We start from the raw sequence: 14241 nt of genomic DNA, 5'->3' as shown, positions 1-14241 counted from the left end.
ATCCTATTTGTTTCTTACAAACAAAACAACCCACATTCTATAGGCATAGGTGGGTTGTTATTTTTTGAGCTTGTCTATTAAAACGACGACGAACGTTAACAATGCAACGAGAAACAGTCCACCTTGCAGTAGCAACGCTATTTCACTCACGTATTATCACCCCCCTCCTACTCGGAGAAGTGATAATTGAACAACCAACCGCACCTTAAGTTACCCTTTAATTTTACCATATTTTCTAATAATTTACGATGAAAACCCGCAAGCGAATAACTTGCGGATTTTTTATCCCGTATTAACAGGCAGTAAACAAAATGAAGCAATAAATAAGTGAAACTTTATTTCTCACTATCTTTTTAATGCATATGCATCAGCAATCATTTCACCAACAATTTTATTTTCTTCTTTCTTCTTGTCTTTCAATAATGGGAATAACAATTCTGCCACTTCATACGCTTCTTCTAAATGCGGATATCCTGATAAAACAAACGTATCAATTCCTAACGATTCATATTCTTTTATCCTTTCTGCTACTGTATGCGGATCGCCTACAAGTGCAGTACCTGCCCCACCTCTTACAAGTCCGATTCCAGCCCATAAATTAGGGCTTATCTCTAACGACTCTCTCGTACCTTTATTTAAATGTGTCATCCGTTTTTGACCAACCGAATCATATCTTGCAAATGTCTTTTGAGCAAGCTCAATTGTTTCATTATCCACATATTGAATTAAACGTTCGGCCTCTTCCCATGCTTCTTCTTCTATCTCTCTTACAATTACGTGTAATCTAATGCCAAATCGTACTGTACGCCCCTTCTCTTCTGCAAGTTTTCTTACTTCTTCTATTTTCTCTTTCACTTGCTCTGGCGGCTCTCCCCACGTTAAATATACATCACTATGTTCAGCTGCTACTTCTTTTCCAGCAGCTGATGATCCTCCGAAATATATAGGAGGATATGGCGTTTGAACTGGTGGGAATACAACTTTACTATCTGTAACTTTAATATGTTTTCCTTCTAAAGAGATCGTTTTACCTTGCAATGTCGATTTCCAAACTTTTAAAAATTCATCCGCTGCTTCATATCTTTCATCATGATCAAGATATAATCCATCTCCTTGTAGTTCAACTGGATCTCCTCCAGCTACTACATTAATAAGCAATCTCCCATCTGAAATTCTATCAAATGTAGATGCCATCCTCGCTGCAACTGTAGGTGACATTAGTCCTGGCCTCACTGCTACTAAAAATTTTAGTTTTTCTGTTTCAGCAGCAAGAGCTGAAGCTAACACCCAAGGGTCTTCACATCCTTGACCAGTTGGAAGTAAAACACCCGTATATCCTAAATAATCAGCTGCCGCAGCAACTTGCTTATAATAACCATATTCAGCTGCTCTTCCTCGTTTTGTCGTTCCTAAATATCGACCATCTCCATAAGCCGGAATAAACCATAATAATTCCATACCTTTACACACCCCTTATTTATTTTGAAACGTATACTAACACATTCTATATAAATTACCCCTAATAATTTATATGTTAATTCCCAGTCTCACCTTTAAAATTATCTCGCCATCTTAAAAACTTCACTTCTAGTAAACGTACTAGAGAGTCAGAAAACTTCCCAACAAATGCAAAGATAATTATGCCGACAAATACGATATCTGTATTTGAAAATTGCCTTGCATCCATAATCATATAACCAATACCTTCTGTAGATCCCATAAGTTCTGCTACTACTAAACTCACCCATGCAACACCTAACGATAACCTTGCTCCTAGTAAAAGGTTAGGCAATGCAGATGGTAAAATGAGTTTCGTAATTAGTTTTCTTTTGCTAAACTCTAACACTCTCGCAACATCAAATAACTTTGAATCCACACCTCTAATACCTAAAAATGCGTTTACGTATAAAGGAAAAAATGCACCATCTGCAATTAATAACACTTTCGATGTTTCACCAAAACCGAACCATAATACGAAAAGTGGCGCAACAGCTAGATGAGGTACAGTTCTTAACATTTGCACAGATGGATCTAAATATTGCTCACTTCTCGTTGAAAATCCAACAATCGTTCCTAAAATGATTCCTAAGCCCCCACCAATAAAGAAACCAGCCGCAGCCCTGAATACACTAATACTTAAATGGCCGAATAACTCTCCTGTTTTAATAAGCTCTTGGAAAGCTAGAAAAATATCTAATGGTGTTGGTAAAACTGTTTTAGAAACAAGACCGAATACGCCAGCTAACTGCCAAATTATTAATATAATAACCGGTATAGTAATCGCCCTTACTAAAACTTTTACATTTAACTTTCGCACATTCTTAACGCTGTTTTTCTCAATCGTTATACTCGCTGGTTTCATAACAGCTTTCGTATTTTCCACTTTACAAAACCTCTTTTCACTTCGCTTTCAATGCTTTTTCTACGAAAGAATTATCTACAACTTTTTCCGCCTTAATTTCTTTCTTTATAGAACCGAGCTTATATTGAAAATCCGCTGTCTTTTGTTGTTCTGCTATTATTTCCTTCGTTACCGGAACTAAAATTGGTTTGTCGTGATTAAACACTTCTTTTACGATCTCCGCATCTATCTTTTTTACAGAAGTATATACTTTTATTGCTTCATCTAAGTTAGCATCTTGCCATACACGTACTTTCTCATAAACTTCGAGGAATTTCTCAACTAATTCTGGATGTTCTTTCGCAAATTTTGTTCTCGTAATTAAAAATTCTGGCGAAGAGACATTTAATGTTTCACCGTCTGCAATCACCTTCGCACCTTTATTTAACGTATGTAATGATATGAAAGGGTCCCAAATCGCCCATGCATCTACTGATCCTGATTCGAATGCAGGCTGCGCTTCATCTGGTTGTAATTGAATGACATTTACCTCTTTTGCATCAATCCCTTCTTTATCAAGTGCTCGATACAATAAATTAAAGGCACTACTTCCTTTTGCTACTGCAATTTTTTTACCTTTTAACTCTTTTACACTCGCAATTTTGCTATCTTTTTGAACGAGAATTCCAGTTCCTTTTCTTGCATAACTTGTATTGGCGATTTCGGTAAATCCAATACCTGCTGCTTGCGCTGAAATGACTGGAGAATTCCCTACTTCACCAAAGTCTAATCGGTTTGATGCGATTGCTTCAAAATAAGGAGGTCCACTTTGGAACTCTGTCCATTTCACTTTAACTCCTTCTTTTTTAAACTCCTCTTCAAACCACCCCTTTTTCTTTGCTAGTAATAGCGGGCTTAACCCTTGCTGTATACCAATTTGTATTGTTACATCTTCTTTCTTACTACTTGCTGTACTTTTTTCACATCCTAATAAACATACTGATATAGCTAAAGCAAAAGAAAGAATTTTAAATTTTTTATACATATAAAATCACCCTTTTCCTATATACTTGTTTGAATCAACCCTCCATATTCAAACTGCTGTAATACTTTCGTTCGAAGTTGTTGGAACGATTGAGAAGTTTTATTTCGCGGATAAGGCAAATTATTTTCAATCACTTTATGTATTTTCCCTGGTTTTGCACTCATAATGATGATTCGGTTTGAAAGATATATCGCTTCGTCTATATCATGTGTAACGAATATCATTGTTGTTTTCTTCTGCTCCCAAATATTTAGCAATACTTCTTGTAAATGACTTCGAGTAAAAGCATCCAGCGCTCCAAAAGGTTCATCAAGTAATAATACATTTGGATCTCTTAATAACGCTCTCGCTATCGCAACACGTTGTGACATCCCGCCTGAAATTTCTTTCGGATACGATTTTTCAAAGCCATCTAACCGAACGATTTCAACCCATTCTCTCACCTTATCTTTCACATACTTATCTTTTAACGACAAATCAGCTGCAATATTTTCTTCCACTGTAAGCCATGGAAACAATCGATGCTCTTGAAATATAAATCCTTGCTTCTTACTCGGTTTTGTTATACGCTCCCTATCAATAGTGATCTCACCTTCAAAATCGCTGTCTAAACCTGCAATGATTTTTAGTAATGTACTTTTTCCGCAACCACTCGGACCAATTACTGTAACGAAATCCCCTTTTTCTAATTGAAAATTAATATTCTCTAATACTTGAACCGTAGCAGTTTGTTTCGAAAAATATTTTGATACTCCATCAATTGAAACAGTCACTTCTTCGCCTCCTTGAAATGATTCATATAAATGAACAGATTCAGTATTTATGCAATAAAAAAACCAAAGGCATTTTATCAATAGATAAAATGCCTTCGGTTTCTCCAATCAGCAATACGTTATGGAATTAAGTACATATTATACAAATATTTCCGATAAGTCAACTGGGTTTTATTAAAACATACATATGATTTGTTTGAACATTTTACTTTTGTTTATTTTAACGATATCGTTTACTTACTATTTTTTCTGATCTTTAATCCACTGTAACCAATAAGAAAACTCACACGCTAAATGCATTTGATGGGATTTAATTAGACTATTAGGACAAAGGGCTGGGAACTCAACAACTAGACTTACTTCTATCCCTGTATCAGTATCTTTAAATTGATGTCGAACTCCACCAATAGTAGTACCATCTTTCATACGTGCAACACCTGTTGATTGATATTGATAAGATTTATCTCTTGGTGTTTTCAATCCAGTTTCGTCACCAAAAACAATGAAAAATTGAACTGGAAACGGAGAATTACCAGTAGTTTCGATAACCTCTAATTCATTTTCCCCAAAGGGCCTTAGTACATAGTGATCAGGACAAGCAGATAAATTCACTTTGTTATTTTCACGTGATTGTTCAAGCATCAAACTATCAATTCCATGTATGGCTTCTTCTGCTGTAATCCCGTCTAAATAAATACTAGTTTTTGAAAATTTTCGTCTATCGCCAGATAAAAGAGTACAGATACGCATACCTATTGCACTTAATCTAAGTTTTGATTTCAACTTTTCGTACATTTCATTGTATGTATATCGCAACTTTATTTCCGTTAGCTGTTTTATCATGACGTCTGTATCATTTATTTCAGACTCTTTATGTCCTAATATATATAATACTTTTTTTATCCGTTCTCTTTTCCATTTTATAAGTTGCTCTTGTGAGATATTATTTCCATCGATAATAATCTTCATATACTCTCTCCTTCCTTTTGATTGTATCGTAGTGTAGTTAATACTAAATTAACCATTTCTTGTTTTGTATCTAGATTCAACTTTACTTCTGAATGAGCAATACTGCTAAGACCGTATAAAATAAACCCAGAAGCTAATAATGAGTTATCAGTATAAAAAATCCCTGTTTTCACTCCCTCTTCAATTACTTGTCTAATTAACGGTTGCATACGTGCGAATAATTTCTGTTCCAGTTGAAAATGTTGTTCCGTCTGAAACGAACTCACATTTTTATAGGGTGCTAACTTTTCAATAAATGTCCAAAATATATCTAGTGAATCTTTCATCTTTTGCATGACAGACCGTTCATTTGAAATAAGTATTTCTTCAATTAACTCCATATTTTTCACAATAAAGTCATTTAAAACTTCATCAACAAAATTCTCTTTAGACTTGAAGTAATAATAAAATAAGCCCGTTGCTACACCTGCATGATTCACAACATCTTTTATGCCAAATCCTTTCATACCATTTTTCATATATAGTTCAAAACCAATATCCATTAACTCTTGGCGTCTTACATCTGGTTCTTTTGATATTCTTTTCATACGTCATCTCCTACAATGTTTTCACCACGACTGAATCTGATTCAATCATAAACGACTGAACTTGATTCAGTCAATATTATTTCATAAATTTAAAATCGATTTAATAACTAAGCGACGAAATTTCTACAAAAAAAGAGTAATCTCAAGAGATATGCTACTAACCTTAGATTTATTAAAAAAGTTAGATCATATAACTTGAGACTACTCATTCCCATTCAAAATATTTATGTAATTAAATTTTATTTCCTCTGCACCCTGGCTGTCTCCAAAACTATTGGTGGCAGCTCTTTTTGAATGATTTCTTTTAATCCATAAAGAGCTTTCTTCACATAACCACCTTCGAAATTTCCTAATGGTTCTGGTAATTCATCCTCATCCAATATGAAGTATTCTCCATTTGGAAGTACCATAATATCGATGATTAAATCTTCAAAGGAAACCACTTCATCTTTTATTTGTGTGTTTTTTACGATATTAAAATAGGAACCTAAATACTTTCCTTTTATATCTCTCCATACGTATAAATTGTACGGACGATCTTTCCAGTAATATGCGATTGTATAACTCCCTTTTGGGATTATTAACTTAGTATCATTTGCAGTCATTGTAAATGAATACTGCACCTCGTGAAATAAAACGATACTTTGTGATTGCTTTTCAAGTAATAAGCAATTGTGATCTACTATTGTTGAGTTATACCGGATTTTTCTTTCTATAATTTCAATTTTCGATGTAAGTAACTTATTCATTATTTTGTTTCCCCTTATGCTAGTTCTATCCTCAATTATATCCATTTATGTAGTAATAAAGAAGTATATAGTTTTTTATATAATGATTTATACAAATACATAATAAAAACTCCTTCTTATTTAGAAAGAGTTTTTCACTATCCATGTTTCATATTTTTTCACTTCTAACGGAAGCTCATTTGTTTTTATGCAACTAACAGTACTATTACTCATGTTTTAACTTTTCCTTAACCGCACCATAAAATTTTCGTTCTTCATCAACATTTAAGTAAACACGACTTACTGTTTTAGAAAAGCCGTATAACAACTGCGCTTTCACTGGCTCTTTTAATGTTATTTCAAAAGTAGCAGGTTCTTTTATGAACTCCATAACAGTTGCATCCAATACCTGTCTCCCTTCTTTTGCCGTTAGCAATTCACCCTTGTAGAACGCAATATTATCAATTTGTGTAAATGGCATAACAATTTTCTTTCCTAATCCGATTTGAATGATTACTTGTTCTTCTGTTACGACAAGTGGATTTTTGCGCATCGCTTGTATTTCAGCTATAAAATAAATCATCGCGTATACATTTAAAATAAGTAAAATCCATGCTATTACTGGATTCCACTGATGTAGTAAATAATGAAAACCAATGCTTTCAATTGCTGTTGCGTGAATAATCATGATATACACACCTATAGCACCAGTCTTTTTATGATATGAGTATACAGATTTACCTGTTGGTACTTTTTCACGCCACGATAAAAACGCATAATAGATTAACTTACACTCTGTTAGAATGACATCTATTAACTTACCTCTTTTCATAGTAGCGTCAAACGCTGCATCAATTGCATAAGAAAAGGAATAATTTTCTCTTCTATATTCTTTATATTTTTTTATTATTTTAGGAAGCACTCTAACAATTTTATAGAGAAGGAATAATTCTAAACCTACAAATGCAATTTCAGCCGCAACAATAATATAAGAGATGAATGAAAAAGCTTGTAAATAGTCACTTGGAATAATAAATCTTGCAAAAATATAACCAGCTATTACAACAGGAACTATATATGTTAACGAGTATCTTTTTCGAATAATGAAGAAATACGTGATGATTGGAATGACAAACATGCAATCTAATAATGACCCAAGCACAACTTCTTTCGGCGCAACTGATACAATTGGAAGGGCATACAATAAATAGTTTGATAGCATAATTAAAGAGACGAGTCCAATCCAAGTACCTTTTCGCCTTCGTGATAGTGTAACCTTCATACGTTCACTCCTTTATTTAAAAACCTCATTTAAATGGTCTTTATAAAATGAAATGGCACGTTCAAATTCTTTTACTTCCTCTACTTTCACGACAGTTTCAAGTAATAATTTCATCGCTGATTCGTGATCGTTTACGTTATATTTTGCTAATGATAAAAATACTTTCATTGGAGCGTTCTCTGGGAATTTTTTCACCCCAGCTTCTAATACTGTAATTGCCTTTTCATATTCCCCTATACAACGATATGTACTTCCTAAACCAATATAAGCACCGCAAAGCGATTCGCCATCAAGTCCATTTGCGATTGCCTGCTCATAATACGGAACTGCTTCTGTTTCTAGCCCCATTACATCATGTATCCACGCACACTGATACAGTACTTCTGCATCCTTTGTAAAGTTTGTTAATCCTATAAGCATCTCTTTAGACTGCGCATATTTCTTTTCATTTCTAAGTTTAATAGCTTGCTTTAATAAATGTTCCATAGAATCCACTCCTCACCAATTATTCTGTGTATAGCTCTTGATTGGTATACGCTTCACATTCGTGTAAAAGTAAAATTCCCACCAATTAAAGTTTCGCTTACTTATACTATGCGGATTCATTCTCATCTAAAAACTTAATTTTAAAAAGCAGTGACACGATTACATAATACCTCTAAGCTTTTGACAATTTCTTTCGCTGTTTCATCTTTCCCATTACACAACTTCCCTTTACCATCCTGTCCAATTACATAATGCACAGCCCCGCGCGAATATAAAGAATGTGGTGAATTCGCAATCATTACATTCGCCCTTGCTTCTTTCATTCTATTTTTTGCTCTTTCAAACAGTTCTTCTTCATTTAAATCACTTTCAAGTTTAAAACCAACAAGTACTGTTTCTGGGTCCCATTCTTTTATTTGTTTTAATACCTTTGGAGCCTTTTGAAAGTGAATAATCGGTGCTATATCACTTGAAATTTTTCCGTTCATATTAAGAACATTACCATCTTGATCACAAATTTTCTCTACAATCCAATCTGATCCAGCTGCTGCCATAATGACTGCATCAACCTTTTCATGTGATATGATACTTTTCATTTTATCTTGTAAATCAACGATTCCTTCAAATGGATGTAATTCTAACCCTCTATGTATATCACTCGGTTTCTCCGCAAAATAACCGTGTAAATATATAACATGTGCCCCTTTAGCTAGAAGTTCTTCTGCGATTATCCTTCCGATTGTACCTTTGGCCATATTCGTATGCCCGCGTACTTGATCCCATTTTTCTAGACAACCACCGCTCGTAATTAATACCTTTTTCCCCTTCATTGTAACCATCCCTTACTAATTTTTCTTACGAAACCATTCTGTTCCAAAGTCAACTATATCACGCTGTTTCATTAGACGACACGTTGCATTCCCTATCTTCCCATTTTTTACAGTTCCTTTTCGCTCAAACTCCACACCAATTTCTACAAACTTCTCAGATTCGTAATCCATTTCAACAAACTCTTTCCACACTCTTTCACCGTTTTCTATAATAGGTGCTCCTACTTGTATTAACTCACATGCACCAGAACGCACCTCGGATAAATGAACAGACGTATTGGAATCATATCCAACACCAATTAATAATACGTACCCGTCTAAATCATATATTTTTCTTAATGGAGATTCTTCTCCAAAGCTCATTGATAACGAATGGTTCATTGTTATTTCTACTGCATGTTTTCCCCATGCAGCAAAACTTCCTAACGGATGATTACTACGTACTACATTCGGATATGTACGAAAACATTCAACTATTTCACCCATTCCCCTTGTTGGGGTTATACGTGAATCAAATGCTGGGACGTTATCTCGGATAATTTGCCACCAGTCTTCCGGTACAGGTGGTCTTGACCAATGTTTCGGATCGGACAAATCCGAAGATTGCGTTGGCATTATTATCGTTCCTTCTTCCGTAACAACTTTCATTAATGCTTCTACTACAGCAACGGCACCACCAGATATCCACCCGATAGAACTTAGTGATGAATGAACGATAATTGTCATTCCTTTTTCGACTCCTAATGCTTTTAAATCTTTTGTTATTGTTTCGATTGTATTTGGAAATTGTGTACTTGCTACTATTTCATTCATTTTCATATTGGTTCCCCCACTAGCCACGTAAATTTAAACTTTTATATAAATATATTATCATATTTTTCTTAATTTTTAACTTAATCATATTCATTACTACAAAAATATGTATATTATTATACTGAAGCCTCAAAACTCTATTAAAATCGTAGATAATGATGAGCGAGAGTTTTTTTGAAATGAAGAAAAATGTAAATCCTATTTTTTCAAACTATACTCCATATGCATATTTTTATACTATTTTTCCATGTAACAATGAAATCTTTCTATCCCTGGATATTTTTCTCCTAAACTTTTAACTTGAAAACCAATTCTTTTATAAAATTCTACCGCCCCATCGTCTGTCTCCGCTTCTATATAAGTCAATTGATATATCCTTACCACTTCTTTAATCATTTGCAGTGCAATTCCTTTTTGACGATAATCTGGAGCCACTGCTATATGACATATGCGTGCTTTAGTTTCTCCGATTATTTCAATACCTAGACAAGCTTTTTCTTCATATTTGTACAAAGTCCCTTTATTACTTTGATAAAATATTACTGCCTTCTTTAAGCTTATTTCATTTGGACCGACGGCATATTGTAGCACATTTAATATTGAATCTTTCTCAATTTGTTTAACACACTGTAAATTCATACTTTCATCCCTTTCTATGAAAAAAGACTAGCTCTTAATAAAAAGAGCTAATCTCATTACGCCGTTATTTTTTCTTCTTTTTTTACAACGACAGCCACATAACTATGAAGTATCATTCCAATAATAACGAGACTCATACCAATCCAAGATAATGATGATGGAATTGGTGCAGATAACCAGATCAACTCTCCTACTAGCGCAAATAAAACTTCACCAGACTGCGTCGCTTCCACTGTTGCTAATTTTTGCGGATCATCTTTCACAAGATCTGTTGCAAAGAAAAATAATACTGTCGCGATTAACCCAGAGCTAACTGCTACAATAAAACATTGAAAAACTTGGCTACTTGACGGTAATCCGCCTGTTGATACTTCGTAACCAGATAATAAAAACCAAAATGGTAAACTTGCTAATGTCATACCGAGTACTCGCTGAAATACATCTAATTCCCCTTTACAAACTTGCATCATTTTTCTATTTCCAAGAGGATACGCAAATGCTGCAATAAGTACAGGAACTACACATAAAACGGTTTCACGAATACCTAATGAAGAAGCATGTTCTACTTGCATGAGAACGACACCGAATAAAATAATGGCCGACATTACTAATTCCTTCATCGGAAGTTTTTTATGTAGTGGATCCACCGCAAAAAATGGTGTTAACAAAATCCCTGCAACGATTGTAATTTGCCATGTTGATGCAACGAGCCAACCTGGTCCGAACGCTCCAGCAAAACTAAGCGGTGCATAAAAGAGACCAAATCCAACGATACTCCACACTAACCATTCTTTCGGATTGTTTTTCATATATTGAAAGAGTTGCTTTAAGTTCCCTCTATACATAACAATAAGTAATAGCATTGGAACCATAAAATAATACCGTAATGATGCACTCCAAATCCAGCTTCCACCTTCTAAGTCCATTGCCCTGTTTAAAACAAAAGTAAAGGCAAAGAAAAATGATGCCAGTATCCCTATAACAATTGCTTTCATTGTAAAATCCCTTGTATTTAATTTTTTATCTCTATGACATATATTTTAGTATACGCGATGAAAAATCTACATTCAAACTTACATTTCACTTTAGTGATGATGAAGGAATTGTAGTAGATTTACATGGGAATAAAGTGCATTGGTATGAAATCGAGGCCATTACATGTCAAAATTTTCAAGGGTCAAAATCTACTTTAATCTCGCCCCACTATACTCACCATGAAAATATACGCATCCGCTATAAAAGATGGTTACCAACTATTGCACATTCAATTTACTGGTTTTCTATTGAGAAACCAAAAGATTATCATAAAAATTTAATGATAGCTTGGGAAGAAAAGCGAACGAATAAAAACAAACGCCTCCTTTAATTATTATTTAGGGGCGTTCGTTCATTAAAAAATTAAAGAATATGTAGTTTATATTCTCTGTATAATTTCTTCAATCGACTTATATGGGCTTGATGATACCGATTATGATCTGCTATATGCCATATTCCCCATCTTATTGTCGCGGTTTCCCCTTTTTCATACAAAACTTCCCGCGTTAAATCAGTTTCTGTTAGTTTCATACATTCTTCATAAAACAATTTTTGCACTGCTTCATAATCTTGCATTAACTCTTGCAATGTGTTTTTTCTTAAACTTGGTAATTCTCCTACTTCATTTAACATAGGACCATATTTATTTTCAAATGCTGGCGGAACATCTTCTCCCTTGAAACGATACACCCAATGTAAATCAACAACTGCTAAATGCTGAAGTAACTGCCCAATACTATTTTCATTATTTTCAGACCCTTTATAGGATAGTTCGTTCTCTTCAGTACCTTCGACTAACCTTTGCAATCTATTAAACGTATCAGCAACCGTCGCATACAAAATCGCTACTTGAGGGTCCATTTTTCTTTCTAAATGGAGATCTTTCATACAAAACTTCCTCTCTTAAAAGAACAACACCATATGCTCATTATCACTATACACACCATTCATTTTTATAGCCCTTTTTTCAATTCCGTATGTTTTAAATCCCATTGATTCATATAATCGTTTGGCTGGTTCGTTCGTTGACACAACCCCTAAATTCAATTGCTCTAGCTTCATCTCTTTTGCCCTTTCAATTACTTTACGTATTAAATCACGTGCAAGACCACTTCTTCGATTTTCAGTATCTACATACATTGCAACGATATGTCCTTTATGCTTATATGCGTCTTTTTCTTCTGTTAATAAAGTAACAACCCCAACTAAACGATTTTCATTATTAAAAGCACCAAATGTAAAACTACTGTTGGATGAAAGATTACTAGCAACTCGTTCAAGAGGGTTTTCTTGACGTACTGCTTCTTCATAAGTCGTTATAAATGCTTCTGGATTTACTTGTAGTGCTTGTAAACGCAACTCCCAATATTTTTTTGCATCCGCTTTTGTAAGTAATCGAATCATTTTATTTTCCCCTTTTTAATTTACATAATATTTTTATAGGTTATTATTTTTTGATTCATACTCTTCTTTTAATATACTGTAACGATAGCGATGAATGAACTTTCCCTGTCTCAATCGATCATTTCTCATTAACCCTTCGCATACAAATCCGGCACTTTCATAACTCTTTTTAGCTTTTGTATTATCTTCATCTACACGTAACCAAATTTTCTCCAATTCAAACTGAGAAAAACCTATTTGTAACATGCTGTTTAGAGCTGCCATTCCAAATCCTTTACCCCAATAGTCTTTATTTCCAATCGCAATTCCTAGTTCAGCATTTTTATTTGTTTTATCAAAATTTTTAAGGTCTACCCATCCAATATGTATACCTGTCTCAGTAACGATTGCCCTTTGTTCATAACCATTTTTTCGGCTTATACAAGCTTCAATCCAGTTTCTCGTATCTCCACGAGTGAACGGAGGATATTGATCTGGTACAACTAAATGCTTTGTTACATCTCTATCTAATGACCATTGATAGCGATCTTCTACATCATCTAGTGTCAATTCTCTTAATTGAACATATGGTACATTCATTTTTTTCTCCTCTCTTTATTTACCAATAGAAAATCCTTCGAACACTCTTCCACCATACTGTTCTAACATCTTTTCTATAAAATGAATTAATTCATTTTTCCCTCCCGTTTTATAAAAATGATCAAAAGCGGCTACAAATTTGTTTGCATATTGCTCATCATATCTTTTTAACACTCTAATAAACCATTTTGAACTCCCAAGCCACTTACCATTTACTCTTAATACATATTCATGTACTAAATCGGCTAATAAATTAGCGATAAACAATTCTTCTTCTCTTTTTGTTGCACCAATAAAGTCATCTAAAGTATCCGTAATAAAATATCGCTTCTGCTCAATCGTTTCTTCGGTCCATTTAGCCGGTCCTTTATGTAGTAAATCATTCGCTTCTTTTTTTAATTTCTCAACAATTTCCTGTTCCCCTTTTAAGGCAATCCCTTCTGAAACTAATTGTGGTAACGACGGTCTCCCTCGATCACAATCCATTTTGAAAAAGGTTTTATATGTTTCGAAATTATGAACAAACACCTCAACAGGCCATCCATTACTATAGAAAGATTCTCTATAGCAAGAAGTTAAACTTTGATCGACTATTACAATGTCAAGGTCAGATGTTTTCGTCGCTTCTCCTCGTGCAACGCTTCCGCCGAGTAAAGCTACATCACAATTCGGAAATTGTAATGTAATTATGTTTTGTGCTGCTTCAATTGGTTTCATAACCGATCCTCTT

Annotated in this window: 18 protein-coding genes and 1 pseudogene; 1 reads left to right on the top strand and 18 read right to left on the bottom strand. The window is 34.2% G+C overall.

Annotation, left to right across the window (positions count from 1 at the left end; all coding sequences use genetic code 11):
• Positions 1 to 57: 57 nt before the first annotated feature.
• The 14 genes from GBN91_RS29270 to GBN91_RS17275 all read right to left on the bottom strand — a co-directional run bounded on the left by GBN91_RS29270 (position 58) and on the right by GBN91_RS17275 (position 11488).
• On the bottom strand, positions 58 to 150 hold the full coding sequence (locus tag GBN91_RS29270) for a putative holin-like toxin (protein WP_001289320.1): 93 nt from the start codon (positions 148 to 150) through the stop codon (positions 58 to 60).
• A 195-nt stretch (positions 151 to 345) separates the two neighbouring features.
• A complete protein-coding gene (gene ssuD, locus GBN91_RS17335; protein WP_152121858.1) occupies positions 346 to 1458 on the bottom strand; it encodes an FMNH2-dependent alkanesulfonate monooxygenase in 1113 nt (370 codons plus the stop codon).
• 76 nt (positions 1459 to 1534) lie between these two features.
• Complete coding sequence (locus GBN91_RS17330; protein WP_000432131.1) at positions 1535 to 2383, bottom strand: ABC transporter permease; 849 nt, start codon at positions 2381 to 2383, stop codon at positions 1535 to 1537.
• Positions 2384 to 2399: 16 nt separating this feature from the next.
• Positions 2400 to 3386 (bottom strand): aliphatic sulfonate ABC transporter substrate-binding protein, encoded by a 987-nt coding sequence (locus tag GBN91_RS17325; protein WP_152121856.1) that lies wholly within the window; start codon positions 3384 to 3386, stop codon positions 2400 to 2402.
• Between the two features lie 17 nt (positions 3387 to 3403).
• On the bottom strand, positions 3404 to 4087 hold the full coding sequence (locus GBN91_RS17320) for an ABC transporter ATP-binding protein (protein ID WP_406909033.1): 684 nt from the start codon (positions 4085 to 4087) through the stop codon (positions 3404 to 3406).
• A gap of 312 nt (positions 4088 to 4399) precedes the next feature.
• Positions 4400 to 5128: a hypothetical protein gene (locus tag GBN91_RS17315; RefSeq protein WP_000691333.1), complete on the bottom strand. Its 729-nt coding sequence runs from the start codon at positions 5126 to 5128 to the stop codon at positions 4400 to 4402.
• Complete coding sequence (locus GBN91_RS17310; RefSeq protein WP_000822633.1) at positions 5125 to 5715, bottom strand: TetR/AcrR family transcriptional regulator; 591 nt, start codon at positions 5713 to 5715, stop codon at positions 5125 to 5127. Before GBN91_RS17310 ends, GBN91_RS17315 begins: the two co-directional genes overlap by 4 nt.
• A gap of 239 nt (positions 5716 to 5954) precedes the next feature.
• Complete coding sequence (locus tag GBN91_RS17305) at positions 5955 to 6464, bottom strand: ribonuclease FAU-1 family protein (protein ID WP_001037874.1); 510 nt, start codon at positions 6462 to 6464, stop codon at positions 5955 to 5957.
• Positions 6465 to 6669: 205 nt separating this feature from the next.
• Positions 6670 to 7725, bottom strand: a complete 1056-nt coding sequence (locus GBN91_RS17300; RefSeq protein ID WP_059303724.1) for a hypothetical protein — start codon at positions 7723 to 7725, stop codon at positions 6670 to 6672.
• Positions 7726 to 7737: 12 nt separating this feature from the next.
• Positions 7738 to 8211, bottom strand: a complete 474-nt coding sequence (locus GBN91_RS17295) for a tetratricopeptide repeat protein (RefSeq protein WP_000400636.1) — start codon at positions 8209 to 8211, stop codon at positions 7738 to 7740.
• Positions 8212 to 8351: 140 nt separating this feature from the next.
• Entirely contained in the window at positions 8352 to 9041 is a 690-nt protein-coding gene (locus GBN91_RS17290) for a phosphopantothenoylcysteine decarboxylase domain-containing protein (protein WP_000676721.1), read from the bottom strand.
• A 15-nt stretch (positions 9042 to 9056) separates the two neighbouring features.
• On the bottom strand, positions 9057 to 9860 hold the full coding sequence (locus GBN91_RS17285; RefSeq protein WP_000783346.1) for an AAC(3) family N-acetyltransferase: 804 nt from the start codon (positions 9858 to 9860) through the stop codon (positions 9057 to 9059).
• Positions 9861 to 10091: 231 nt separating this feature from the next.
• Complete coding sequence (locus GBN91_RS17280) at positions 10092 to 10493, bottom strand: GNAT family N-acetyltransferase (protein ID WP_001053115.1); 402 nt, start codon at positions 10491 to 10493, stop codon at positions 10092 to 10094.
• Positions 10494 to 10549: 56 nt separating this feature from the next.
• Complete coding sequence (locus GBN91_RS17275) at positions 10550 to 11488, bottom strand: DMT family transporter (protein ID WP_000644585.1); 939 nt, start codon at positions 11486 to 11488, stop codon at positions 10550 to 10552.
• 11 nt (positions 11489 to 11499) lie between these two features.
• Between GBN91_RS17275 and GBN91_RS17270 the strand changes: the two genes are divergently transcribed.
• On the top strand, positions 11500 to 11859 hold the full coding sequence (locus GBN91_RS17270; RefSeq protein WP_226800165.1) for a hypothetical protein: 360 nt from the start codon (positions 11500 to 11502) through the stop codon (positions 11857 to 11859).
• A gap of 32 nt (positions 11860 to 11891) precedes the next feature.
• Here the strand turns inward: GBN91_RS17270 and GBN91_RS17265 are convergent, their stop codons facing one another.
• The 4 genes and pseudogenes from GBN91_RS17265 to GBN91_RS17250 all read right to left on the bottom strand — a co-directional run bounded on the left by GBN91_RS17265 (position 11892) and on the right by GBN91_RS17250 (position 14228).
• Complete coding sequence (locus tag GBN91_RS17265) at positions 11892 to 12416, bottom strand: DinB family protein (protein WP_048534728.1); 525 nt, start codon at positions 12414 to 12416, stop codon at positions 11892 to 11894.
• Positions 12417 to 12431: 15 nt separating this feature from the next.
• On the bottom strand, positions 12432 to 12932 hold the full coding sequence (locus GBN91_RS17260) for a GNAT family N-acetyltransferase (protein WP_152121854.1): 501 nt from the start codon (positions 12930 to 12932) through the stop codon (positions 12432 to 12434).
• A gap of 33 nt (positions 12933 to 12965) precedes the next feature.
• Positions 12966 to 13511 carry a GNAT family N-acetyltransferase gene (locus GBN91_RS17255; RefSeq protein ID WP_001102498.1) on the bottom strand — a complete coding sequence of 182 codons (546 nt, stop codon included), beginning with the start codon at positions 13509 to 13511 and terminating at the stop codon, positions 12966 to 12968.
• Positions 13468 to 14228, bottom strand: a pseudogene (locus GBN91_RS17250) (nucleotidyltransferase domain-containing protein). Before GBN91_RS17250 ends, GBN91_RS17255 begins: the two are co-directional and overlap by 44 nt.
• Between the last annotated feature and the right edge of the window lie 13 nt (positions 14229 to 14241).

It is taken from the genome of Bacillus sp. B1-WWTP-T-0.5-Post-4 (assembly GCF_009183795.1).
Lineage (GTDB): Bacteria > Bacillota > Bacilli > Bacillales > Bacillaceae_G > Bacillus_A > Bacillus_A cereus.
Note: the sequence above shows the minus strand (reverse complement) of the source record. Positions and strands in the feature narration are given on the sequence as shown.